The sequence below is a fragment of the Thermomonospora echinospora genome (assembly GCF_900108175.1).
GTDB lineage: Bacteria > Actinomycetota > Actinomycetes > Streptosporangiales > Streptosporangiaceae > Thermomonospora > Thermomonospora echinospora.
Genome location: NZ_FNVO01000030.1, coordinates 22,870 through 45,902 on the forward strand (window position 1 = coordinate 22,870; position 23,033 = coordinate 45,902).

General features: G+C 68.5%; 14 protein-coding genes, 4 tRNA genes and 3 pseudogenes. 15 read left to right on the forward strand and 6 right to left on the reverse strand.

Annotated features, from left to right (window positions below; translation table 11 throughout):
• Positions 1–7: 7 nt before the first annotated feature.
• Positions 8–1,258 (reverse strand): ABC transporter substrate-binding protein, encoded by a 1,251-nt coding sequence (locus C4U03_RS35820; RefSeq protein ID WP_200827698.1) that lies wholly within the window; start codon positions 1,256–1,258, stop codon positions 8–10.
• Between the two features lie 217 nt (positions 1,259–1,475).
• Between C4U03_RS35820 and C4U03_RS35825 the strand changes: the two genes are divergently transcribed.
• Together C4U03_RS35825 and C4U03_RS35830 are read left to right on the forward strand one after the other, a co-directional pair.
• Complete coding sequence (locus C4U03_RS35825) at positions 1,476–2,159, forward strand: TetR/AcrR family transcriptional regulator (protein ID WP_200827699.1); 684 nt, start codon at positions 1,476–1,478, stop codon at positions 2,157–2,159.
• A gap of 321 nt (positions 2,160–2,480) precedes the next feature.
• Entirely contained in the window at positions 2,481–2,813 is a 333-nt protein-coding gene (locus C4U03_RS35830; RefSeq protein ID WP_103944258.1) for a hypothetical protein, read from the forward strand.
• Between the two features lie 426 nt (positions 2,814–3,239).
• Here C4U03_RS35830 and C4U03_RS35835 read toward each other — a convergent pair.
• Positions 3,240–3,817 (reverse strand): annotated as a pseudogene (locus C4U03_RS35835) (transposase family protein).
• A 134-nt stretch (positions 3,818–3,951) separates the two neighbouring features.
• Here C4U03_RS35835 and C4U03_RS40815 point away from each other — a divergent pair.
• The 10 genes and pseudogenes from C4U03_RS40815 (at position 3,952) to C4U03_RS35880 (ending at position 13,954) form a co-directional block, all read left to right on the forward strand.
• Positions 3,952–4,029 (forward strand) — tRNA-Glu (locus C4U03_RS40815).
• Between the two features lie 3 nt (positions 4,030–4,032).
• Positions 4,033–4,112: transfer RNA gene (locus C4U03_RS35840), tRNA-Met, on the forward strand.
• Between the two features lie 271 nt (positions 4,113–4,383).
• A pseudogene (locus C4U03_RS43085) lies at positions 4,384–4,752 on the forward strand (SDR family NAD(P)-dependent oxidoreductase); the annotation flags it as partial.
• Between the two features lie 54 nt (positions 4,753–4,806).
• A tRNA-Asp gene (locus C4U03_RS35850) sits at positions 4,807–4,879 on the forward strand.
• Between the two features lie 180 nt (positions 4,880–5,059).
• Positions 5,060–5,134, forward strand: a tRNA-Val gene (locus tag C4U03_RS35855).
• 294 nt (positions 5,135–5,428) lie between these two features.
• The gene (locus tag C4U03_RS35860) at positions 5,429–7,663 is read left to right on the forward strand and encodes a sulfatase-like hydrolase/transferase (protein ID WP_103944259.1); all 2,235 of its coding nucleotides are present in this window, start codon (positions 5,429–5,431) and stop codon (positions 7,661–7,663) included.
• Complete coding sequence (locus C4U03_RS35865) at positions 7,660–9,777, forward strand: sulfatase family protein (RefSeq protein ID WP_103944260.1); 2,118 nt, start codon at positions 7,660–7,662, stop codon at positions 9,775–9,777. The genes C4U03_RS35860 and C4U03_RS35865 overlap by 4 nt, the downstream gene beginning before the upstream one ends.
• Positions 9,778–9,980: 203 nt before the next feature.
• Entirely contained in the window at positions 9,981–10,853 is an 873-nt protein-coding gene (locus C4U03_RS35870) for a hypothetical protein (RefSeq protein ID WP_146087644.1), read from the forward strand.
• A 72-nt stretch (positions 10,854–10,925) separates the two neighbouring features.
• Positions 10,926–11,867: a formylglycine-generating enzyme family protein gene (locus C4U03_RS35875; RefSeq protein WP_103944262.1), complete on the forward strand. Its 942-nt coding sequence runs from the start codon at positions 10,926–10,928 to the stop codon at positions 11,865–11,867.
• Between the two features lie 80 nt (positions 11,868–11,947).
• Positions 11,948–13,954, forward strand: coding sequence for a sulfatase (locus C4U03_RS35880; RefSeq protein ID WP_103944263.1), 2,007 nt, complete (start codon positions 11,948–11,950; stop codon positions 13,952–13,954).
• A 113-nt stretch (positions 13,955–14,067) separates the two neighbouring features.
• On the opposite strand, the pseudogene C4U03_RS35885 reads toward C4U03_RS35880, so the two are convergent.
• A pseudogene (locus C4U03_RS35885) lies at positions 14,068–14,868 on the reverse strand (IS5 family transposase); the annotation flags it as partial.
• A 132-nt stretch (positions 14,869–15,000) separates the two neighbouring features.
• Here C4U03_RS35885 and C4U03_RS35890 point away from each other — a divergent pair.
• Positions 15,001–16,293: an IS256 family transposase gene (locus C4U03_RS35890; RefSeq protein ID WP_407701468.1), complete on the forward strand. Its 1,293-nt coding sequence runs from the start codon at positions 15,001–15,003 to the stop codon at positions 16,291–16,293.
• A gap of 172 nt (positions 16,294–16,465) precedes the next feature.
• A complete protein-coding gene (locus tag C4U03_RS35895; protein WP_160147210.1) occupies positions 16,466–16,750 on the forward strand; it encodes a transposase in 285 nt (94 codons plus the stop codon).
• A gap of 247 nt (positions 16,751–16,997) precedes the next feature.
• Here the strand turns inward: C4U03_RS35895 and C4U03_RS35900 are convergent, their stop codons facing one another.
• The 3 genes from C4U03_RS35900 to C4U03_RS35910 form a co-directional block, all read right to left on the reverse strand.
• On the reverse strand, positions 16,998–17,408 hold the full coding sequence (locus C4U03_RS35900) for a hypothetical protein (RefSeq protein WP_103944265.1): 411 nt from the start codon (positions 17,406–17,408) through the stop codon (positions 16,998–17,000).
• A gap of 380 nt (positions 17,409–17,788) precedes the next feature.
• A complete protein-coding gene (locus C4U03_RS35905; RefSeq protein ID WP_103944266.1) occupies positions 17,789–18,061 on the reverse strand; it encodes a hypothetical protein in 273 nt (90 codons plus the stop codon).
• Positions 18,062–18,175: 114 nt separating this feature from the next.
• A complete protein-coding gene (locus tag C4U03_RS35910) occupies positions 18,176–19,129 on the reverse strand; it encodes a LysR family transcriptional regulator (RefSeq protein WP_103944267.1) in 954 nt (317 codons plus the stop codon).
• Between the two features lie 110 nt (positions 19,130–19,239).
• On the opposite strand from C4U03_RS35910, the gene dnaE reads away from it, so the two are divergent.
• Positions 19,240–22,785, forward strand: a complete 3,546-nt coding sequence (gene dnaE, locus C4U03_RS35915) for a DNA polymerase III subunit alpha (protein WP_200827701.1) — start codon at positions 19,240–19,242, stop codon at positions 22,783–22,785.
• Positions 22,786–23,033: the final 248 nt, after the last annotated feature.

Genomic DNA, 23,033 nt, shown 5'->3' on the forward strand with positions numbered 1-23,033 from the left:
CGCGTGCTCAGCTGGCGCCGGGGATGTTCGCCATGATCGCTGGAGCCGGGGTGATCCAGTTGCCGGTGACGGGCTTGAGCGAGAGGTCCTTCTGCACCGAGAACAGGAGCATCTGGGTGGTGCAGTTCGGCGTCGTCTTCTTGCCGCAGGTGATCGGGGATCCGAGGAAGGTGGGGAAGTTCTTCAGGGCCTTGAGCGTGGACAGCACGGTCTTTCCGGTCAGGTCGTCGGGCGACGGCGCCAGAGCCTTGGCGAAGTCCACGACGGTGGCGAACTGGGCGTAGGCGTAGAAGTCGGCGGGACCGCTGGTCTTCGAGATGTACTCGGTGGCCGCCTTGAGGTTGTCGACCGCCGCCTTGGGCGCGTACCGCTCCGTACCGGGCAGCCACACGGACGAGTACAGCGTTGCCCCGGGGGCGGACGCCGGGTCGGACTTGATGAAGCCCGTGCACGCGGCGACGAAGATGTCGCCCGAGTAGCCGACCGACCTCAGGTTCTTGATCAGCTGGGTGCAGACCGAGGCGTTCGGCGAGGCGATCAGGCCGGCGACGTCGGGCTTGGTCGAGGCGATCGTGGCCGCCAGGGCGCTGAAGTTCGGGTTCGTGGGCGAGAAGTAAAGGCCGTTCGCCTTGATCCCGATGGCTCCGGCCAGCGGCTTCAGCTGGGTATCGACGGTCTTGTGCGAGGCGGGGGTGTCCACCAGCGTCAGTGTCGCCGACGTCTTGCCCTCGGCCTTGAACCCCTGTAGGGCGCCGACGAGGAACGAGGCCTGGGGCGCACCGAAGTAGACGCGTCCGGACGCCGCGCTACCGGTGGTCTGGTCGAACGGGATCTGGCCGATCAGGGGGATCTCGGCCGCCTCGAGGATGGCGATGCCGGCGCTCGAGCTGAGGTTGAAACCGTCGAAGGCCGCGACGACGCCGTTCTGGACGAACTTGTTGGCACAGCCGATGGTGGACTCGGGGGTGCCGTCGACCGAGCAGGCCTCGACCACGACCGGCCTGCCTCCTATGCCCTTCAGTTCCTTGGCGATGTAGTTCACGCCCGCGTCCATCCCGGACTTCACCGCGGGGACCGCCACCGCCCCCTTGTCCGGATTGAACAGGCCGACCTTGATCGGCGCGCCCGTGAGGGCTGGATCGTCGGAGGGCTGGTCGGAGCCTCCGGAGCAGGCGGCGGCGGCCGTGAGCAGCAGGCCCATTCCACCGCTCAGCAGGACTCGCAACAGAGTCGTGCCCTTGTGCATACCCAGGTTCATCGCTGGCCTCGCTTCTCTGGTTCGCATGCGCCCGGACCACGAGAACCGGCAGGCCCGCAGCTCAGGGGAGTGTTAACCGCGTCACACAAAGCCTGAAAGTACCTATAAACTGAGACTGAGGTCAACCTCTGTTTAAATGCGGAGCCACGAGATTTCGGTCCTGTTCACGGTGGCTGGTAAGATCGTGACTCTCAGCGATCATCGAAAGAGGTGCAGCGTGCCCGAGCCCGCCGCCGGGACCGGCGGAGCGAGCGGGGGCCGCACCCGTGTCGACCGGCGCCGCGAGACCACGCCACGGCGTCTTCGTGAGGCGGCGCGCGTCGTCTTCGAACGGGACGGCTTCCACAACGCCCGGCTCTCCGACATCAGCACTGAGGCGCAGGTCGGGTCGGGGACGCTTTACAACTACTACCGGTCCAAGCACGATCTGCTCTACGAGCTGATGAAGGGCATCTCCGCTGAGTTGACCGGGATCGCGGCCGACCACATCAGCGCGCAACAAGACCCCGTCCATCGCGTTCGAGAAGTCAATCGGGTCTACATCAAGGCGTTCCGGCGCAACGCCCGCGTTCTGCAGGCCGTCTATCAGGCGCGCGACGAGGATGAGCGGCTGAAGGCCCAGTGGGACGAGGTCGCCGATCACTTCCAGAGCAGGGTCACGCGCGCCATCGCCGACTGGCAGAAAGCCGGCATGGCGTACAGCGATCTGGACCCGCGTCACACCGCGCATGCCCTGACGCTGATGGTCGAGCGCGTGGTCATGGCATGGTCGTACGAAGGCGTCGAATACGACGCGGAGGTCCTGATCGACACACTCGACAAGATTTGGATCCGGTCGCTGGGACTGACGAGCCCCGCCAAGTTCCACGCCGGCACTACTGCGCGGCCCGCCGCCGAATAGCCCCGAGGCGCCTCACACGGTCCGGACGCGGGCCTTCAGTACTCGTCACACGGTCGCTGAGCTGGCCGGCGGCGGTCGATCAGTCTGGGGATGACATGCTGAGGCGATCTCAACCCATGTTCGGTCGCGCGCTCATCGGCTGGTGACGCCGGGCACGCTGCTGGCCTGGCATCGACGTCTCGTCGCCAAGCGTTGGACCTATCCGGCCAAGGCCGGTCGCCCAGCGATCCCTGAGGAGGTTCGCGACGTGGTGATTCGGCTCGGCATCGAGAACCCGCGGTGGGGCCACCGCCGAATCCAAGGCGAGTTGCCGGCCTTGGGATGTCAGATTGGTGCGGGCACCGTCCGTGGATCCTGTCGGAGGCTGGGCTGGTTCCGGCGCCGCGACGGGCGTCACCGACCTGGCGGCAGTTTCTGACCGCCCAGGCCTCCGGCATCCTGGCCGACTTCCCCGCGCTGTCCGTCCAGGATGCATCGATCGACCTGGTGGCGGCGGTCATGCCTCAGCTGGCCCACCGGCCGGCCGAGGACGCCGCCGCGATCGTCCTCGGCACGGGAACGGGCACCGGCACCGGCGTTCGTCCGCGCGGCCGTGTTCCGGCCACGTCGCACCGGCCGGAACACGGGCTGACCAGGGATGATCTGTGGCTGTGATCGTGTCGCCGAGCGAACGTCGAGCGGGCACAGGAACGAACCGCCCCATAACGACCGCAGGGCAAACGCTACATCTTCGCGTTTGCCCTGATCAAACGGGGTGCGCCGTCAGGGACTTGAACCCCGAACCCGCGGATTAAGAGTCACCGCCGTACGTATCGCCCCGTGTCAGGTGGTGCCAACAGGTGCCGTTCTGTTTGCATGGCTTCCATTTGGCGTACCGTCCTTTGCCGGGTAGTGACATCGGGTGCCGTGGCGATCGAGCGAACAACGAGCGAACCCACCGCCCAATGGCTCACAGGGGCGCTTGCGCAGGTAGTGGCCCCAGTTATTGGGTCGCCGCAACTCATCGTTGGGTGCCAGACTAAAGGCTGTCACGTAACTCGGTTCTTGTGAGAGCGGCGCCGGGCCGGGTGGCAGTGCTGGTCAGGCGGCGAGTGCGAGGTTGTGCAGGTAGGCGATCCCGGCCACGGTGTCGTGCAGGGTGGACGCTTTGCGGCGGTGGTCGCGGAGGATCTTCCAGCACTTCATGCGGGCCAGAGCGTGCTCGATGCGGGCGCGGACGCTGCGGTGCACGCGATTGAGGTCTTCCTGCCAGGCCGGCAGTGGGCCGCCGTCGCGGGGCTTGCGGTAGGGGATGATCACGTCGGGGTTGCCCTGGTAGGCGCCGTCGGCCATCACGTGCCGCCCGGCCAGGGCCCGGTCGATGCCCGAGTCGCGGTAGGCCTGGCAGTCGCCCGCGGTTGCCGGGCAGTGGCTTGCCGACGGCGACGGCCAGGCGGGTGTCGGCGTCGATGGCGATCTGCACGTTGACCGAATACCGGTAGTTCTTGCTGCGCGCGGCCAGGCTCCGATCCCGCAAGGGCACCAGCGTGCCGTCCATCGGCGATCGAGGTGCCGCCGCGCTCGGCCACGATCCGCACCAGCTTGCGGAACTGCCGGGGCGTCAGCCCGGTGAACGGGCCGATCCACTCCTGTCGAGCAGCCGTGATGACCTGACCCACACAAGATCATCTACCACAACCGGCAGCGTTACGTGACAGCCTTTAGACAGGTCCAGGACGTCCGGTTCTCAGCCGGAAGGACGTCGGTTCGAATCCGACACGGGCTACTTCAGCAAGTTCAGCGAGCAAGACCAGCAAGGCCCCGTTGACCATGGGTTAGGTTGCGAGGTTTTCACCCGCGCAGAAGCGGGTTCGAGTCCCGCCGGGCTGCTCGAAGCGCAGTAGGGGAGCCGGGTCGCCCCCCCCGGGCCTCATAAGCCCGAGATCGCCGGTTCGAATCCGGCCTGCGCCACCACTTCCCTCCCACGATCCGGTGTCGCCCAGCGGTAGGGCAGCGGGCTGTTAATACTCCAGCCGCACTTGGAGATCTCGGTCTGATCGAGGCTGGGACGTATGCAATAAGAATGTCGTCACTTCGGCACCTCCTTACCCCTTCAGGTCAGCGTTTCTGAGATGAGGGAAGGGCAACCGAGCACGGCCTGACAGGCCTTGCGCGCGCTTGGCGCAGGGGGTGAAGTAGGTTCGACCGTCCCGGGGTGTTTGGGCTTGGAGGCCGCGTGGCGACGATGTCGGGTAAGACCTGCCTGGTGACCGGTGCGACCAGTGGCATCGGGAAGGAGACCGCTGTCCGACTGGCGGGGGAGGGCGCCACCTTGATCGTCCCCGCCCGGACGGTGGACCGCGGTGAGGCGGCCGCCGATGAGATCCGTCGCCGGGTGCCGGGGGCGCGGGTGGAGACCCTGGCCGCCGACCTGTCGAGCATGGCCCAGGTGCGGCTGCTGGCCGAGCAGGTCCAGGCCCGGTATGACCGGCTCGACGTCCTGGTCAACAACGCGGGCGTGATCATGATGCGGCGGCAGCCGACCGTCGACGGCTGGGAGAGCACCCTCGCGATCAACCATCTGGCACCGTTCCTGCTGACCAACCTGCTGCGCGGGCTGCTGGAGCGCAGCGCTCCCGCGCGGGCTCACCGTCCGCCCGGGGCACCGGCTCGTGTAGCTCAACGGACAGAGCACCGCCTTGTCAGGGCGGAGGATGCGGGTTCGACTCCCGTCGCGGGCGCCGGGGAAGAGGCGCTGGCTCAAGGTGGGCGCCGGTCAGCACGACCGAAGATTCAGGGCTCGAGTCCCTGTGCGCCGGTGTGGCAGATGGCGGGAGCGGTCGAGGCTGCGGCCGCACCCGGCGTCGTTCACCTCGCTGCGGTCTGGGCAGCCCCCGACCGCAGCGGAGTTTCCTGCACCTGCTCGTGTAGCTCAGAGGGAGAGCGGCTCCCTTACAAGCAGCGGGCCGCTGGTTCGAATCCAGCCGCGAGCACCAGGCCCTCGTAGCTCAGAAGCCGTCCACGGCCGTCTCGTGAACGGAGCCCTCCTCCGGAGAGAAGTCCTCCGGTCCCATCCGGAACCGCCCGCCGGCACCCAGTGCATCCCCTCCGACCGGCCGGAGCCGGTGTTCTCGCCGCTCATGCTCGGTAACCGCGCTTCCTGCCGAGGTGGTCGAAGGAAGCACATATTACCTACCCATTTGGTTGACTATGTCGGGAGTGTCCTGCAAGGATCGCTCCCGCTGATCTTCAACGGCCCTGCCGGGCCGCTCTTGTGAAGGAACACCGCCATGCCCAGCCGCCGTCATTTCCTCACCGGTTCCGCCATGGCGCTCGGGGCGGCCGCGCTGCCTTCTCTCCCCGCCGCGGCGGCCACGCGCCCAGGCGACGGCGAGGAACGAGGACGGCCCAACTTCGTGGTCGTTCTCGCCGACGACCTCGGCTACGGCGAACTCGGCGCGTACGGGCAGCAGCTGATCAGGACCCCCAACATCGACCGGCTGGCCGCCGAGGGCCTGCGCTTCACCGACGCCTACTCGGCCGGTCCCGTCTGCGCCCCGTCCCGGTGCTCGCTGCTGACCGGCCTGCACTCCGGGCACGCGCGGGTGCGGCGCAACCCCGGCGGAGATCCCGCCTCCATCTCACTGCGGGACGGTGACACCACCTTCGCCGAGGTGCTGCGCGCACGCGGCTACCGCACCGCCTGCATCGGCAAGTGGGGCTTCGGGCCCGAGCAGGGCGGGCAGGCCAGCCACCCGAACTCCCGCGGCTTCGAGGAGTTTTACGGCTACATCACCCACGGGCACGCCCACGACTACTACCCCGCCTACCTGTGGCACAACGGTGACAAGGTCCAACTGCCCGAGAATGGCGACGGCAAGAAGGGGACCTTCGCACCCGACCTGTTCCGGGACCGCGCCCTCGACTTCATCAAGACCCACCGGAACGAGCCGTTCCTGCTCTTCCTCACCCCCAACGTGCCGCACGCGCCCAGCGACGTGCCCAGCACCGCCCCCTACGACGACCAGCCCTGGCCGGCGGCCGACAAGGGACACGCCGCCCAGGTCACCCGTCTGGACGAATACGTCGGGACGCTCATCGGCGCGCTGCGCGAGCACGGCCTGGCCGACTCCACGGTGGTCCTGGTCACCAGCGACAACGGGCCACACGAGGAAGGCGGGTTCAACCCCGACCGATTCGATGCCAACGGGCCGCTGCGCGGCTACAAGCGGAACCTGTACGAGGGCGGTGTCCGGGTACCGCTGATCGCCTGGTCGCCCCGCCGGATCCGCCCCGGCACCAGTGACCGGCCGACCCAGCAGACCGACCTGCTGCCCACGCTCGCCGAACTGGCCGGCGCGCCGGCACCGCGCGACATCGACGGCCTGTCGATCGCGTCCCTGCTGAACGGCAGGTCGGGCGGCGCCGCGGCGGCCGGCCACCTGTACTGGTACCGGCTCGACGGCGGCGTCACCGCCCGCGCCAACAAGACCGACGGCGGCCGCATCTCCCGGCTGGCCGAGGCCGTACGACAGGGCGATTGGAAGGCGGTGCGCTTCGCCCCGGGCAAGGACCGCACCGTTCCCGACGACCAGTGGCAGGTCGAACTTTACGACCTGCGTTCGGACCCGGGGGAGACCACCGATGTCGCCGTCGCCCACCCGGCGGTCGTCACCCGGCTGGTCGGGCTGATGCGCGACTCCTGGGTCGATTCCTACGAGCGGGAGCCCTTCGGGTTGTCGCTGGACGTCCCGGACATCCTGCTCCCGGGAGTGACGTACACGATCACCGGGACGTTCGGCAACGGCTCGGAGCAGACGTGGGCAGGCGCCCGGCTCCGGCTCCACGCGCCCGGCGACTGGTCGGTGCGGCCGATTCGGCGCGGCTTCGGCCGCCTGGCGCCCGGTGGGCGGGTGCAGGCCGAATGGCGGGTCACCGTGCCAGAGAAAACGACCGCCACCCAATGGCGGCTGGCCGTGACGGCGCATTGCACGGCGGGCGGGACCCCGCTGCGCTTCAGCACCGAACGGACCTTCGTCCCACCACCGCCCCCACCGTCCGACGACGCCTACCTCAGCGACCTGACATGGCTCAGCGCCGTCAACGGCTGGGGTCCGGTCGAGATCGACACCAGCAACGGCAAGGCCGCGGCCGGAGATGGCACACCGATCAGCTTCGGCGGCACCGTCCACGCCAAGGGGCTCGGCGTGCACTCTCCCTCGGAGGTGGTCTACCACCTGGGCGGGCGGTGCACCCGGTTCACCTCGGTCGTCGGCATCGACGACTTCTCCGCCCAGCAGAGTGCCCGCGGCAACGTGATCGCCGAGGTCTGGGCGGACGACACCAAGATCTTCGACAGCGGTGTGCTGCGGGCCGCCACCGGACCGCGCCAGGTGGACGTCGACGTGACCGGAGCGCGGCTGCTGCGCCTGGTGGTCCGCCAGGCCGACGACGGCAACGGCTTCAACCACACCTCATGGGCCGACGCCTTCGTCCGGCACGTCGACTCCAGCACCCAGCGATGACCCGGCAGGGAGGATCGGGCAGGAACGGCGGCGTCAGCCGACGGCACTTCGTGGCGGCGGGCTCGGCGGCGGTGGCCGGCGCCACCATCGGCGCACCCGCCGAACCGGCCGCCGCAAGCAGGCGAGCCGGCCGGCCGAACATCCTGCTGGTGTACCTGGACGACCTGGGCTACGGCGACCTCGGCTGCTACGGATCCCAGGTGGTGCGCACCCCCAACCTCGACCGGCTGGCCGCCGAAGGCACCCGGTTCACCCAGGGCTACTCGGGCGCACCGGTGTGCAGCCCGTCACGAGCGGCGCTGCTGACCGGACGGGTGCCGCCCAGGACGGGTGTGACGGACGTGCTGGATGCGTCCGAGTCCCGGGGGCTGCCGCCCACCGAGCGCACCATCGCCGAGTACCTGCGAGGCGCGGGCTACTACACCGCGTGCATAGGCAAGTGGCACGTGGGACGCCCCTCGGAGCACAACCCGCTCCAGCACGGCTTCACCAGCTTCTTCGGCCTGAACGCGGTCTACACCGCCAACACGTACCCGATCGACCTGTGGCGGGACGAGCAGGTGGTCGGGTCCGTGACCGACGACGCGGACCTGGCCACCCTGACCCGGCGCTTCACCGACGAGGCGATCGCCGCGATCGACCGGGCCGGGGACCGGCCGTTCTTCGTCTACCTGGCCGAGGTGATGCCGCACCTTCCGCTGGCGGTCGAGCCGCAGTTCGCCGACCGCTCCAGGGCCGGTACGTACGGGGACGTGATCGAGGCTACCGACCACCATCTCGGCCGGCTGTTCGACACCTTGCGCGCACGCGGCTTGGACCGCGACACGCTGGTCGTCGTCGCCAGCGACAACGGCCCATGGTTCCAGGGCTCGGTGGGCGGCCTGCGCGGACGCAAGTACGACGTGTTCGAGGGCGGCACCCGGGTGCCGTTCATCGCCCGCCGCCCGGGGACGGTACCCGCCCGCACGGTCTCCTCCGACATCGTGTCGGTGCTGGACCTGCTGCCCACCTTCTGTTCCCTCGCCGGCGTCCGGCCCGACCCGTCGATCACCCTGGACGGGACCGACCTCGGACCGGCTCTGCGGGGCGCGCGCCACAAACCTCGCCCGCCGATCTACTACTACCTCGGCGACCAGCTCGCAGCCGTCCGTGAAGGCAAATGGAAGCTGCACGTCCGGCGGCGCGGCTCGGACCAGCGTTACCTGCCGGAGCTGTACGACCTGCACCACGACCCCCGGGAGAGCTACGACCTGGCCGGACGCAACCCCGGCACGGTGGAACGACTCCAGCGGCTCATCGCCGAATTCGAGGCGAGCGTCCGGGACGAGCCCCCGCTACCGGGCGTCGTGCTGGATGCGGGGCCGCTGTTCGCGGGCCGGGAGGGCGCTGTGAAGGTGACCCTGACCGGCGCGGCACGTCCGGACGGCTCGCCGGCGGCGCAGGTGACCGCCGCCGTCGAGGCGCCCCAGGGATGGGCCACGCGCCCGGTGACGCAGACCGTTGACCTGTCGTCCAATCCGTCCTTCGAGGTGCCCGTCACCCCGCCCGCCGGGACGACCCCGTCCCCCGGCAAGCTCGCGACCTTCGTGCTCACCGCCAAGGCCACGATCGACGGCGTTCCCTTCTCCGATACGGCCAGGGCCGTCGCGTACGTCGTCCCGCACGGAGACGACGTCGCGCTGGCGCTCGACGCGGGCACTCCGGAGGGGCCGTTGCTCCCGTCCTACCGCCGGCTCGTCCCCGGCAGCGTCTGGGACTCCGCCGTGGGCTATGGCTGGGTGGGTGCCGCCCCCCAGGCCCGCGACCGGAACGCTCCGGACGCGCTGCGCCGGGACATGGTCACCTCGCAGGCGCCGGCGGTGCTGCGCCTGCGGATCCCGGCGGGACGGCGGACCGTCTCGATCCTGCGCGGCGACCATGGCTTTGCCACCACGGGCATCCAGGTGGAGACCGCCGGTGAGGTCGTGGTGCCCACTGGGGCGGACATCGCCGCGGGCGAGTACTGGTGGGAGCAGTTCACACTCGACGGCGGCGCCGACGGGCGCACCGTGGACCTGCGCTTGTCCAACACCGAGAACGTCTACTGGAAAGTGCTCGCCCTGCTGGTGAGATAGCCCGGCATGACCACGCATCAACAGGCCAAGACGCACGGAGAACGCACATGACCGGGCAATCGGATCGGAATCTGACACGACGCACCTTCCTTGCGGCCACTGGAGCGGCCGCAGGCTCGTTGGCCCTCACCTCGGGACCGGAACGCACGGCGGCCGCGGCCGCACAGGCGGCGACCGATGCGGTCGTGCCACTGGCGAGGAGTGTGCAACGCTCGTGGCTCGGACCGGACTTTTGGGCCAACAGGCTGCAGGACTGGCACCTTGCGGACGGACGTATCGAGGGCATCGCAAAGCCCGGCCCGCACAGGTTGCGGACGATCGGGATCCTCACCAGGGAGCTGACCGGTGATGGAGCGGCGCGTCTGCGGGTGCGTACGGGGACGCTCGCGCCCGGGCCGGGATTCTCCGGCTTCCTCGTGGGGGCGGGCGCCGGCGCGCTGGATCCGCGTGCCGCCGCGCTGGTCCAGGGACCCTCCGGTGAGGGCGGCGGACTGCTGGCCGTTTACGGATCAGACGGGCAGGTGGCCTTCCGCGACCACGCCGAGGAGTCCCGGCCGTTCGCCTTCACGGCGTTCCCCGCCAAGGTCGACACGCCTGCCGCCGGACCGCGGACCTTGGACGAGGACGTCGAGCTGGTGCTGGAGCTGAAGCCCTCGGGCGGCGGTGACCTGCGGCTGCGGCTTTATGCCCGCGACCGGCGCACCGACAGGATCCTCTCCTCCGCGACGCTGGAGGGGGTGGCGCCGGAACGGGTGCGAGGTGGTTTCTCGCTCGTCGAGTCCGACGACCGGCCGGTCCAGGGGGCGCGGTTCTGGTTCAGCGACCTGCATGCGACGGGTCCGGGCGTGACCATCCATCGCGATCGTGCGTTCGGCCCGATCGTCGGCACCCTCTTCTCCGTCTCCGGTTCGGTCCTCAAGCTCACGGCACAGCTGGTCCCGCTGGGTCCTGACGATCCGCGTGAGCTCTACCGGCTGAACAGGGACCTCGGCGAACTCACCGATGTCGCCGCCGAGCACCCCGCCCTGGTCCGCAAGGCCGAGCGGCTGCTGGCCGGCGCCGTCTCGGGAGCTTGACCCATGTCCGGCTGCACTCCGTCCGACGAGGGCAACACCTCGTGCTGCGCTCCGTCCGCAGGTGGGGGCCATATGATCGAGGCCATCACGCTCGGCCCTCCAGGGCCGTTCCGTCCAGTCGCCGCAGACCGCAACCCCCGCGGGCAGGTCCGCCTTTCGGGCGGTACGTTCACGATGGGCGACACTTTCGGAGAGGGATACGCCGCCGACGGCGAGGGGCCCGTGCATGATGTGCGCCTCGACCCGTTCTTGATCGACGCCACCACGGTCACCAACGCCGCCTTCGCCGCGTTCGTCAAGGACACCGGCTACGTGACCGACGCCGAACGGCTCGGCATGTCCGCGGTGTTCCACCTCACGGTGCAGGCCGACTCGGCCGACGTCCTCGGAAGGGCCACGGGCACACCATGGTGGCTGGTCGTGCGGGGAGCTTCCTGGCGTCACCCGCACGGGCCGCTGTCCTCCATCGGCGCACTGCAAAACCACCCGGTGGTCCAGGTGAGCTGGAACGATGCGCAGGCATACTGCGCGTGGGCGGGCAAGCGCCTTCCTACGGAAGCCGAGTGGGAGTACGCCGCCCGCGGCGGACGGGAGGGCAACAGGTTCCCGTGGGGTGACGAGCTCACCCCACGCGGCCAGTGGATGTGCAACATCTGGCAGGGAACCTTCCCCACCCACAACACCGCCGAGGACGGCCATGTCGCCACCGCTCCCGTGAAGTCCTTCCGGCCCAACGGCTTCGGGCTGTGGAACATGGTGGGCAACGTCTGGGAATGGTGCGCCGACACCTTCGCGGCCGACACCTATGCCGTCCGTGCAGGCCAGATCCCCGTACACGATCCCCGTGGCCCCCTGCACGATCCGAGCCGCTCCGCTCCGCGCGTCATGCGCGGCGGCTCGTTCCTGTGTCACGACTCGTACTGCTACCGGTACCGGGTGGCGGCACGGTCGAGCAACACCGCCGAATCCGCGGCGGCGAACATCGGCTTCCGTTGCGCCAATGACGCCGGCTGACGAGCACGCCGCGCTTTCCCCACCACGTCCGCGTCCATGAGGAACAGCGGTCTCACTCCACACGCGCATCGGAGGCGCCCATGACCAGGCCGAATCTGACCGGAGTCTCCCGCCGCCGCTTTCTCGGCGGCGTCGCGGGCGTGGCGGCACTGACCGGGCTGGCCCCGGCTCCGGCGGCCGCGGCACGGTCGCCGGAGCCGGGGCACGGCCGCCGGCCGCCGAACGTCGTCTTCATCTCCATCGACGACCTCGGCTGGGACGAGCTCGGCTGCTACGGCAACACCTTCAACGAGACACCGCGCATCGACCGGCTGGCCCGGGAGGGCATGCGCTTCACCAACGCGTACGCCGCCGCACCGCTGTGCTCACCGACCCGTGCCGCGCTGGTGACCGGCCTTTACCCGGCACGCACCGGGATCACCGACTACCTCCGGGCCGAAACCGCGGCGAGCAACAAATATCTTTCCCCCGACATCCCGACTGTGCCCGGCATCCTGCGCCCCTACGGCTACACCACCGGCCTGATCGGCAAGTGGCACCTCACCGAGACCTACAGCGGGCCGTACACCGACCGGCTGGGCAACCCCTATGCCCACGGGTTCAACGAGGTGATCGCCTCCGAGCGGAAGTACATCGCCGACGGCGACTACTTCCACCCGTACTCCTTCATGCCGGACCTGCCTGCGCGCGAACCGGGCGAGTACCTTACCGACCGCCTCGCGGCCGAGGCCGTGGACTTCATCACCCGCCACCGCGACGAGCCGTTCTTCCTTCACGTCTCCAACTACGCAGTGCACACCGCCCTGGACGCCAAGCCGGATCTGGTCGCCAAGTACCGGGCCAAGCCCGGCGCCGGCGAATCCCCGAACCGTCCGGTGCTGGCCGCCATGCTGGAGAGCATCGACGCGCAGGTGGGCCGCATCGCCGACACGCTGGCCGAACTCGGCCTGGCCGACGACACACTGCTGCTGGTGACCTCCGACAACGGCGGCCCCTACCGCGACGCCAACCACCCGCTGCGCGGCGGCAAGGGCGAGCTCTACGAGGGCGGCATCCGGGTGCCGCTGGTCGCGCACTGGCCCGGCCAGGTCGCCCCCGGGCGGAAGGACGCCACCCTGACCAGCACCATCGACGTACTCCCCACCGTCCTGGACCTCGCCGGCGGACGCTCCGACGAGAAGTTCGACGGCACAAGCATCGCGCCCGTGCTCACCGGCACCGGCGCCGTCGACCGCGACACCCTGTTCTGGGTCTATCCCCACTTCATCGGCCGAACCCATCCACACGCCGCCGTCCGGTCCGGGCAGTTCAAGCTCGTGCAGTACCTCCGTGACGGGCGCAGCGAGCTCTACCACCTGGTCCGCGATCCCGAGGAGACCACCGACGTCTCCGGCCGCTACCCCCAAAAGACCCGTCAACTGCGCGCGCTGCTGAAGGCGCACATCGCCGACGTCGGCATCCTTCCCGCGCCGCCGACCTTTGAGGCCTACCCCAGCCCGGAGCTTGAGGAGTCCTTCGACACCGACCTGGAGCGCTGGAGCGTACTGCCCGTGACCGCATACACCGGCCAGGTCACCGTCACCGGCGGGCGGCTCGCGGTGACGGCGGACAAGATGACCCACCTGGTGTTCCGCTCCGATGTCGCCCCGGGCTCCGACAAGGTGGCGATCGTGCTCGACCCGGGCGCATTCGCACAGGCCGGCACCCAGGACACGGTTTTCGTCGGCCTCGCCAAGGACGCAGGCAATTACCTGCTGTTCCGCTACCACAACGGGCTGCACCGGGCCGGCTGGGACCTGCGCGTCAACGGCAGGCTGATCACCGCCGGCGCCGAGCCGCTGGACAACCTGGACGGCACCGTGGACCTGACCGGGCCGGACGCCCGCTACGCGTTCGTGCTCCGCGGCCACTCGGCCACGGCGTACGCCGACCAGGGCAACGGATGGGAGTTCCTGTTCACCGCCGACACCGGCGGTGCGATCGACTTCAGCGACCCGGGGGTGCGCGCGCAGTACCGCTACGCCGCGAGCGTCCGACTTGACGACGGCACCATCACCCTCGACGGCCTCACCGCACGCCGAGCCTGACGTTCCGTCCGCCGCGCGCCTTCCCACCACGTCCGAGTTGTGGAAGAAATCCATGAGGAAGACACGTCCCGAGTGGACGTTTCATCTCGTGGTTTCTGTTTGGTTCCGGGTCGGGTTCCGCGCCAGGTGGGGGTGGCTTCGCCGGTGAGGCGGCGGCTCATGAGATCGATCATGGCGATGTGGATCATGGCTTGAGAGCTGGCGGGCAGGGTCTCGTAGTCGCGGACCGGGCGGCGGTGCAGCATGAGCCACCCGAGGGTGCGTTCGGCGACCCAGCGGGGTGGCAGCGGGGTGAAGCCGCGGGTGCCGGGCGGGCGTTGCACGATCTGCATGTCGATGCCGAGGGTGGCGGCGTGCTCGACCAGATGCCGGCGGTAGCCGCCGTCCACCCACGTGGTGCGGAGGCTGGGGTGGTCGGTGGCGATCTGGTCGATCAGGGCGGTGCCGGCTATCGAGTCCTGGACGGAGGCGGCGGTGACTTCCGCCGCCGGCAGCAGCCCGAGGGGGTCGACCACGATGCTGCGTTCGATCCTTTGTGGCGGCGTCGATGCCCTGGTCGGCAGCCGGAACGTTGGCGGAGGTCTTGACGCTCTGGGCATCGATCACGCCGGCCGATGGTTCGGCTCGTCGGCCCTCGGCGACGCGCACCAGGCGGTGCAGCAGGCCGACAGCTCGGTGAACAGGCCCTCCTCGCGCCAAAGACGAAAGTAGCCGTAGACGGTCTGCCAGGGCGGGTGGTCGTGCGGCAGCTGCCGCCAGGAACACCCGGTGCGGTTGACGTAGGCGATCGCGTCCACGATCTCGCGACGCGGCCACTTCTCCTTACGCCCGTCCCAGTGCTCGGCGGGTAACAGCGGTTCGATCAACGCCCACTGCTCATCGGTCAGATCCGAGGGATAGAACCGTTCACGCATCCCCGGCCCCTACCCAGCAGGCGAAGGCCCTGGCGATCACCTGTCAAACACCCACTAATCCTCCAATGGGAAATCGTGTCCGGGTCTGTACGGTCAACGGTGTAACTCCTGATCAGGGAGTGACTGATGATGATGACCGATGTGAAGGCAGGCGCCCAGGTGGCCAAGCCCGACAAGCCGGCCGACCAGCCGGGTGGAGTGGACCCCGAGCTGATCGGCCGGCTGGTGGCCCAGGCCCGCGAGCAGGGCATGGAGCTGACCGGTGAGGGCGGTCTGCTGGCCGAGCTGACGAAGCGGGTGCTGGAGTCGGCGCTGGAGGGCGAGCTCACCGATCACCTCGGCTATGACAGGCACGACGCCGCCGGTGACGGCAGCGGGAACTCCCGCAATGGCAAGCGGGCCAAGACGGTGATCACCGACGTCGGGCCGGTGACGATCGAGGTGCCGCGGGATCGGGACGCCTCGTTCGAGCCGAAGATCGTCCGCAAACGGCAGCGGCGTCTGTCGGGGGTGGATGAGATGGTGCTGTCGCTGTCGGCCAAGGGCCTGACGCATGGGGAGATCTCCGCGCACCTGGCCGAGGTCTACGGCGCGCAGGTGTCCAAGCAGACCATCTCCACCATCACCGACAAGGTCATCGACGGCATGACCGAGTGGCAGAACCGGCCGCTCGATGCCGTCTACCCGGTGATCTTCCTGGACGCCGTGCACGTGAAGATCAGAGACGGCCAGGTCGTCAACCGCCCCATCTACGTGGCTCTGGCGGTCACCGGCGAGGGCACCCGCGACATCCTGGGGTTGTGGGCCGGGGACGGCGCCGAGGGCGCCAAGTTCTGGCTGCACGTGCTCACCGAACTACGCAACCGCGGCGTCGGCGACGTGTGCATGGTCGTCTGCGACGGCCTGGCCGGTCTCGGGGATGCGGTCACCGCGACCTGGCCGCGCACGATCGTGCAGACGTGCATCGTGCACCTGTTGCGCGGCAGCTTCCGGTATGCCTCCCGCGCCGACTGGGCCGCCATCGCCAAGGCCCTCAAGCCCGTCTACACCGCCCCCACCGAAGAAGCCGCGATGGAACGCTTCATGGAGTTCACCGAGGCCTGGGGCGCTAAGTACCCGGCGATCGTGCGGTTGTGGGAGAACGCCTGGGCCGAGTTCGTCCCCTTCCTGAACTTCGACGTCGAGATCCGCAAGGTCGTCTGCTCCACCAACGCCATCGAGTCCGTCAACGCCCGCATCCGCCGGGCGGTCAAGGCCCGTGGGCACTTCCCCAACGAGCAGGCGGCGCTCAAGTGCGTCTACCTGGCGATCATGGCTCTGGACCCCACCGGGAAGGCCCGCAAACGCTGGATCACCCGCTGGAAGGCCGCCCTGAACGCCTTCGACATCACCTTCGACGGACGCCTGTCCGCCGCCCGCAACTGACCCGAACAAGATCCAGTTACACCTTTAGCTGGACAGACCCTCCTGAGCTGGTCGGGTTCGTTGTTCTGGTCGTGGTGGGGATGGCGGAGGCCGATGAGTGGACGGGTCTTCCCGCTTGATCGTGGACACCTTCAGGCCTGGATCATGAGTGGTCCAGAGGAAGGAGTCTTGGTTGGGGACCTGCAGGTATCCGGCGGAGTTTCGGGCTGACGCGGTGGCGTTGGCCCGGTCGTCGGGCCGGCCGATCGCGCAGGTGGCCATGGAGCTGGGCGTCAATCACGAAACGTTGCGGACCTGGGTGCGCAAGGCCGAGGAGGGCGAGCGGCCCGGCGTCGCTGCGGAGACGGCCAAGGACGCCGGGCTGGCCCGGCTGCGCAAGGAGGTGGCCGAGCTGAAGCTGGAGCGCGAGATCTTGCGCAAGGCGGTCGCCTGTTTCGCGAAAGAGACGGGCTGGTGAGCCGCTTCGGCTTCGTCGGGGATCATCGCGGCGCTTTCGGCGTCAAGCGGCTGTGCCGGGTGCTGGGTCTGTCACGTCCAGGCTTCTACCGCTGGCGCGCCTCGGCTCCGGCGCGGGCTGCTCGGTGCTGCCTGCCACCGCCCGGCGCACCGCCCCCGCCCACCGCGTCCCCTCTAGGGCCGAGGTGTTGCGACGACCACTAGAAGGTGAGGAGCCTGGGGCAGGGGCCGTCCCGCTGGGCCCGTGCTCAGACTGCGCTGACCCAGTGCGCTGCGATGGTGATGCGTCCGTCGGTGTTGCTGAGGATGGAGGCGTTGTTGCCCTGCGAGCCGATGCCTCTGGCGTACAGGCTGACGACGTCGTTGGCGTCGAAGGCGGCCAGGACGGTCTGCCCGGCGGTGGCCTGGAGGATCAGGTTGGCAGGGCCGCCGCCGGCGAGGGCCTGGCTGCCGTCGGTGGGGCTCTGCCCCTTGTACAGGATGGTGCTGGCCCAGTAGTTGGTGTTCGCGGCGCCCGAATTGACCACCGAGCGGGCCTGGTAGGAAACCTCCCACACCCCGGCGAAAGGAATCGTGATCGTCAGGCCCGACGGGTAGACCTGCGCATAGGCGGTGGTGAGGACCTGGTCGATGATGAGCGGGCCGGTCTGGACCCACATCTTGGAAGGTCCCTGCAGGGAAGACGCACTGGCCGGTGTCGTCGTGCGGGAACGCTAGCCCGGCATGACCCGGCGTGACAGGAGCCTTGACAGCGCTACTCGTATCGCTGTTGTGGTGATGGACACTACCGGCGCGGTCGGGCGGTCCTCCCACCTCGCCGATCGACGGGACGAGGACTTCTTCTACGTTTTCAAGGATGCCGCTTCGCGGTGCTGAGACGGCGAAGACCTCGCCGGGCGTGCGGCCTTTTCCGGCCGGTGCCGGCGCGGATCTCCGCCGTCTGTGAACCGTCGTTATGAACTCAGCCGCCGCGGCGAGCGCCGTTCAGCTTGTTCGGCGTGCGAGGACCTGCTTGGGCGAGGGAGGGGCGGATGGGGTGTCAGTCGACGGTGATGTTGAAGGGGACGTCGAAGAAGCCCCCTGCTGCCTTGGTGGTGAAGACCAAGACGTTTCGGGCGGGGTCTCCGCACGGGGTGGAGGAGGTGCCGACGTAGGCGTCGGTGCCGGCGCCGGTCCAGAGCTTGGAGATGACGGGTACGGCCTTGGCGGCGTTGATGTCGGGGTCGAGTTCGATGTAGTACGCCCCGGTGCTGATTTTGCTGACCTTGGTGACGCCGGTGGAGCGCACGACGGTTCCGTCAGCGTTGATCATGGCGGAGGCACGCGCTCCGGGGGTGTGCCTCCGCCGATGGCGGCCAGGGCAGTGGGTACGCCGACCATGAGCGCGGCACCCTCCAAGCGTTCTCCACGCTGGTCAGTCGGATGTTCAGGTAGGGGCCACGGCGAAGGCGGCGCGGTCGGGGGCCGGCAGCCATTGGCGTGCCGGGTCGAACGGCCGGAAGTTGCTCTCGATGAAGCGGGTGAGCAGGGCCAGCACCGGGTGGTGGTTCTGCCGGTGATGCAGCAGCGAACACGGATAGACGGGCGCGGGATCGACGAGCGGGATCTGCACGGTGCGGGGATGCCACGGCAACCGCAGCCCTTCACCGCCGAAACCGATGTGCTCACCGGCGCCTATCCGCTCCACGAAGTGCTCCCAGCCGAAGTCGGGCCCCGAGGTGTCGATCCGGATGTCGAACGTGCTGCCAAGAAGGCTGTAGAAGTCGGCCCACTCGCTGCCGGGGGCGTTGCCAGGCATCCACACGGTCGATCCGGACAGGCGTTCCATCTCGATGTGCTGCCGACTGGCGAGGGGGTGGTCGCGGCTGACGAGAAGATGCACCGGTTCCAGGTACGCGGGGATGTGCCGGAGTTCCTCGTTCTGCGTCCCCCTGACGCGGCAGAAGAACGCGTCGACGGATCCGCGGGTGAGGGTGCCGTGCGCCGATCTGAGCCCGTTCGATGTGAGGATCTCGATGTCCACGTCCTCGACGGTCTGGTGGAACGCCTGGAGCAGATCGACGGTCCGTAGCCGGGTGTCCAAGACGTCGACCCGGAGTGCACGGCGCCGGGAGCGCAACAGGTCGACCGCCTGGTCGGCGAGGCCGACGAGGGAGCGCGCGTGGTGGAGGAACGCCCTGCCCTCCTCGGTGAGATCGGCCCCGGCACGGGTGCGGAAGAACAGCCGGGCGCCGAGGTCGGACTCCAGCTTCGCGATGCGCTTGGAGATGGCCTGCTGGCTGACTCCCAGCCGGGTCGCAGCCTCGCTGAAGTACCGGTCCTCGGTGAGGGCCACGAAGGCTCGAACCGCGCCGAGATCTAGGTCCAGCGGGGCCTGCATGACAACTTCTGGTTGTGAGTTGTCGGTGTGTCGATTGTTGGACAACCACGCCTGCTCTCGGGTCGAATGCCTGGGTTCGCGGCCGACTCTACAACCAAAGGGTGTGGTTTCTGGTGGGATCCTTCGTGCACCTCCATGTGCACACCGAATACAGCATGCTCGACGGCGCCGCCAAGGTCGGCCTGCTGATGGAGGAGGCGGCACGACTTGGCATGCCGGCCGTGGCGATGAGCGACCACGGCAACGTGCACGGGGCGTACGAGTTCTACCAGACGGCGCGCAAGACGGGGATCAAGCCGATCATCGGCATTGAGGCGTATGTCGCCCCCGCCTCCAGGCACCACCGCAAGCCGGTGTACTACAGCGACGACCTCTCGTTGCGCCGCTCCGACGACGACACCGGCGAGGGCGGGGACGTCTCCGGGCGTGGTCTGTACACGCATATGACGATGTGGGCGGCCGGTGATCAGGGCCTGCGTAATCTCTTCCGGCTGCAGTCCCGGGCCTGGCTTGAAGGGCATGTCCAGAAATATCCACGTATGGATGATGAATTGCTCGCCGAGCACGGCCAGGGCATCATCGCCACGACCGGCTGCCCGTCCGGCGAGGTGCAGACCCGGCTCCGGCTCAGCCAGTACGACCGGGCCGTCGAGGCCGCCGCCCGGTACCGCGACATCTTCGGCCCGGACAACTACTTCCTGGAGCTGATGGACCACGGCCTCGCCATCGAGCGCCGGGTCCGTGACGACCTGCTCAGACTCGGCAAGGAGCTTGACCTGCCGCCGCTGGCCACCAACGACTCCCACTACGTCACGGAGAGCCAGGCCCAGGCCCACGACGCGTTGCTGTGCGTCGGCACCGGTAAACGGCTTGCCGACACCGACCGCTTCCGGTTCAGCGGCAGCGGCTACTACGTCAAGTCCGCCGCGGAGATGCGCGCGTTGTGGGACGCCGAGGTGCCGGGCGCCTGCGACAACACGCTGCTGGTCGCCGAGCGGGTAGGCGACTACGGGGAAGTGTTCGCGCATCGGGATCTGACGCCGCGGTTCCCCGTACCGGAAGGGGAGAGCGAGTCGAGCTGGTTGCGCAAGGAGACCCTGGAGGGGGCGCGCCGCCGCTACGGCGGCCGGCCGTCGCAGGAGGTGCTGGACCGCATCGACTACGAGCTGTCGGTCATCGACACAATGGGCTTCCCCGGCTACTTCCTGGTGGTCGCCGACATCTGCCGGTACGCCCGCGAGCACGGCATCGGCCTGGGCCCCGGCCGCGGCTCGGCCACCGGATCGATGGTCGCCTACTGCACGGGCATCACCCAGCTGGACCCGATCGAACACAAACTGATCTTCGAACGCTTCCTCAACCCCGAGCGCATCTCCATGCCGGACGTAGACCTCGACTTCGACGACCGCCGACGGGACGAAATGATCGACTACGTCACCCGCAAATACGGCGACGACCGGGTCTGTCAGATCGTCACGTTCGGCACCATCAAGGCCAAAGCCGCCATCAAGGACTCCTGCCGGGTGCTGGGCCTGCCGTACGCCCTGGGCGACCGCATCACCAAGGCCTTCCCCGCGGCGGACGGAGGCAAGGAGATCCCGCTGGCCGCCATCCACGACACCGGCCATCCCCGCTACGGCGAGGCGACCGAGCTGCGCCAGATGTATGAGCAGGACCCCGACGTCAAACGGGTGATCGACACCGCCACCGGCATCGAGGGCCTCACCCGTGGAACCGGCATCCACGCCGCCGGCGTGATCCTCTCCAGCGAGCCGCTCATCGACGTGATCCCCCTGGTCAAGCCCAAGACGGACGGACCTGTCATCACCGGCTTCCCCTTCACCCAGGCCGAGGACATGGGCCTGCTGAAGATGGATTTCCTCGGCCTGCGCAACCTCACCGTCATCGGCGACGCCGTCGCGAACGTCCGCGCCAACAAGGGCATCGACATCGACGTCCTGGAGATCCCGCTCGACGACGCCGCGACGTACGAGCTGCTGGCGCGCGGCGACACGCTCGGCGTCTTCCAACTGGACAGCGGCGGCATGCGAGTGCTGCTGAAGCTGATGCAGCCGACCACGTTCACCGACATCGCCGCGGTGAACGCGCTGTACCGGCCTGGCCCGATGGAAATGAACGCCCACACCAACTACGCCCTGCGCAAGACCGGCAGGCAACCGGTCGAGCCGATCCACCCCGAGCTGGAAGAGGCGCTGGAACCTATCCTCGGCGATACCTATCACCTGGTGGTCTTCCAGGAGCAGGTGATGGCCATCGCCCAGCAGCTTGCCGGCTACTCCCTCGGCGCCGCCGACATGCTGCGCCGGGCCATGGGCAAGAAGAAGAAAGAGGTCCTGGACGCCGAATGGGACCGCTTCTCGGCGGGCATGCGCAGGCGCGGCTTCTCCTCGGAGGCCGTCAAGGCCGTCTGGGACGTCCTGGTCCCCTTCAGCGGCTATGGCTTCAACAAGTCCCACACCGCCGGCTACGGCCTGGTCTCCTACTGGACCGCCTACCTCAAGGCCAACCACCCATGCGAGTACCTGGCCGCGCTGCTCACCTCCGTCGGCGACGACAAGGACAAGATGGCCGTCTACCTGTCGGACTGCCGACGCCTGGGCATCAAGGTGCTGCCTCCCGACGTCAACGCCAGCCGGCTGGACTTCACCGCCGTCGGGTCCGAGATCCGCTTCGGTCTGGGCGCGGTGCGGAACATAGGAGCGGGCGTCGTCGAGGCGATTGTCGCCACCCGCGAGGCCCGCGGCGCATACACCGACTTCAATGACTTCCTCGCCAAGGTCCCGGCGGTCGTCTGCAACAAGCGCGTCGTCGAGTCGCTGGCCAAGGCCGGCGCCTTCGACAGCCTGGGCCACCATAGAAAAGCCCTGGTCACAGTGCACGAAACCGCGGTGGACGCGGTCGTTGACGTCAAGAGGAACGAGGCGCACGGCCAGGACTCGTTGTTCGGCGAGCCCGGCCAGAGCGGCGCCTTCTCGGTCGCGATCCCCGAAGGCGAGTGGGACAAGGCCACGCTGCTCGCCTTCGAACGCGAGATGCTGGGCCTCTACGTCTCCAGCCACCCGCTCGACGGCGCAGAAAGCGTTCTGTCCGCCAACCGCGACACCACCATCGCCGACCTGCTCACCTCGGGACGCCAGGACGGCGTGACCCGGATCAGCGGCATTATCTCCGGCCTGCAACGCAAGGTCACCAGACAGGGCAGCCCATGGGCGATCGTCACCCTCGAAGACCACGACGCCTCCGTGGAGTGCTTCATTTTCCCCAAGACCTACACCCTGTACGGCGAGACGCTGGCCGAGGACCGTGTCATCTCCGTTCGCGGCCGGATCAACGTCCGCGATGAAACCATGAGCGTCTACGGCGAGGAAATCGCGATCCTAGACGTCTCCCAGGCGGACACCCATCCACCCGTGGTGATCTCAGTCCAGGAGGCACAGCTGAACCTGCGGGTCGTGCAGGAGCTGAAGCAGATCCTGATCACCTATCCCGGCCGGGCGCCCGTCCACGTGTGTCTGCACCGCCGGGGCGCCAGGAGCGTGCTGCTGAACCTCGTGCCCTTCCAGGTCACTCCGGGGCCCGCGTTCTACGGCGACCTCAAAGCGCTGCTCGGCGCCAGCGTGATTGGCGGCACATGACCGGCGGGTGCAGCGTGTGCGCGTTGCTATACCGCAAGAGCCATCGAGTCTCTCGTCGGGACACTGCGGTCGTGCCACCGAGCAGATCACTCTGGTTCCCGTTGGCCCATTGAGCAGCATCGCTACCGTGCTCGACATCGACCCCTCCTGGCAGCGCATGCGATTCCAGATCCTCGGCTTACCTTGGCTGTCCCCTCATCGAGACTCCGTTTCGTGACGTGTTCTACTGAGCTTTTCGTTAGTTCTGT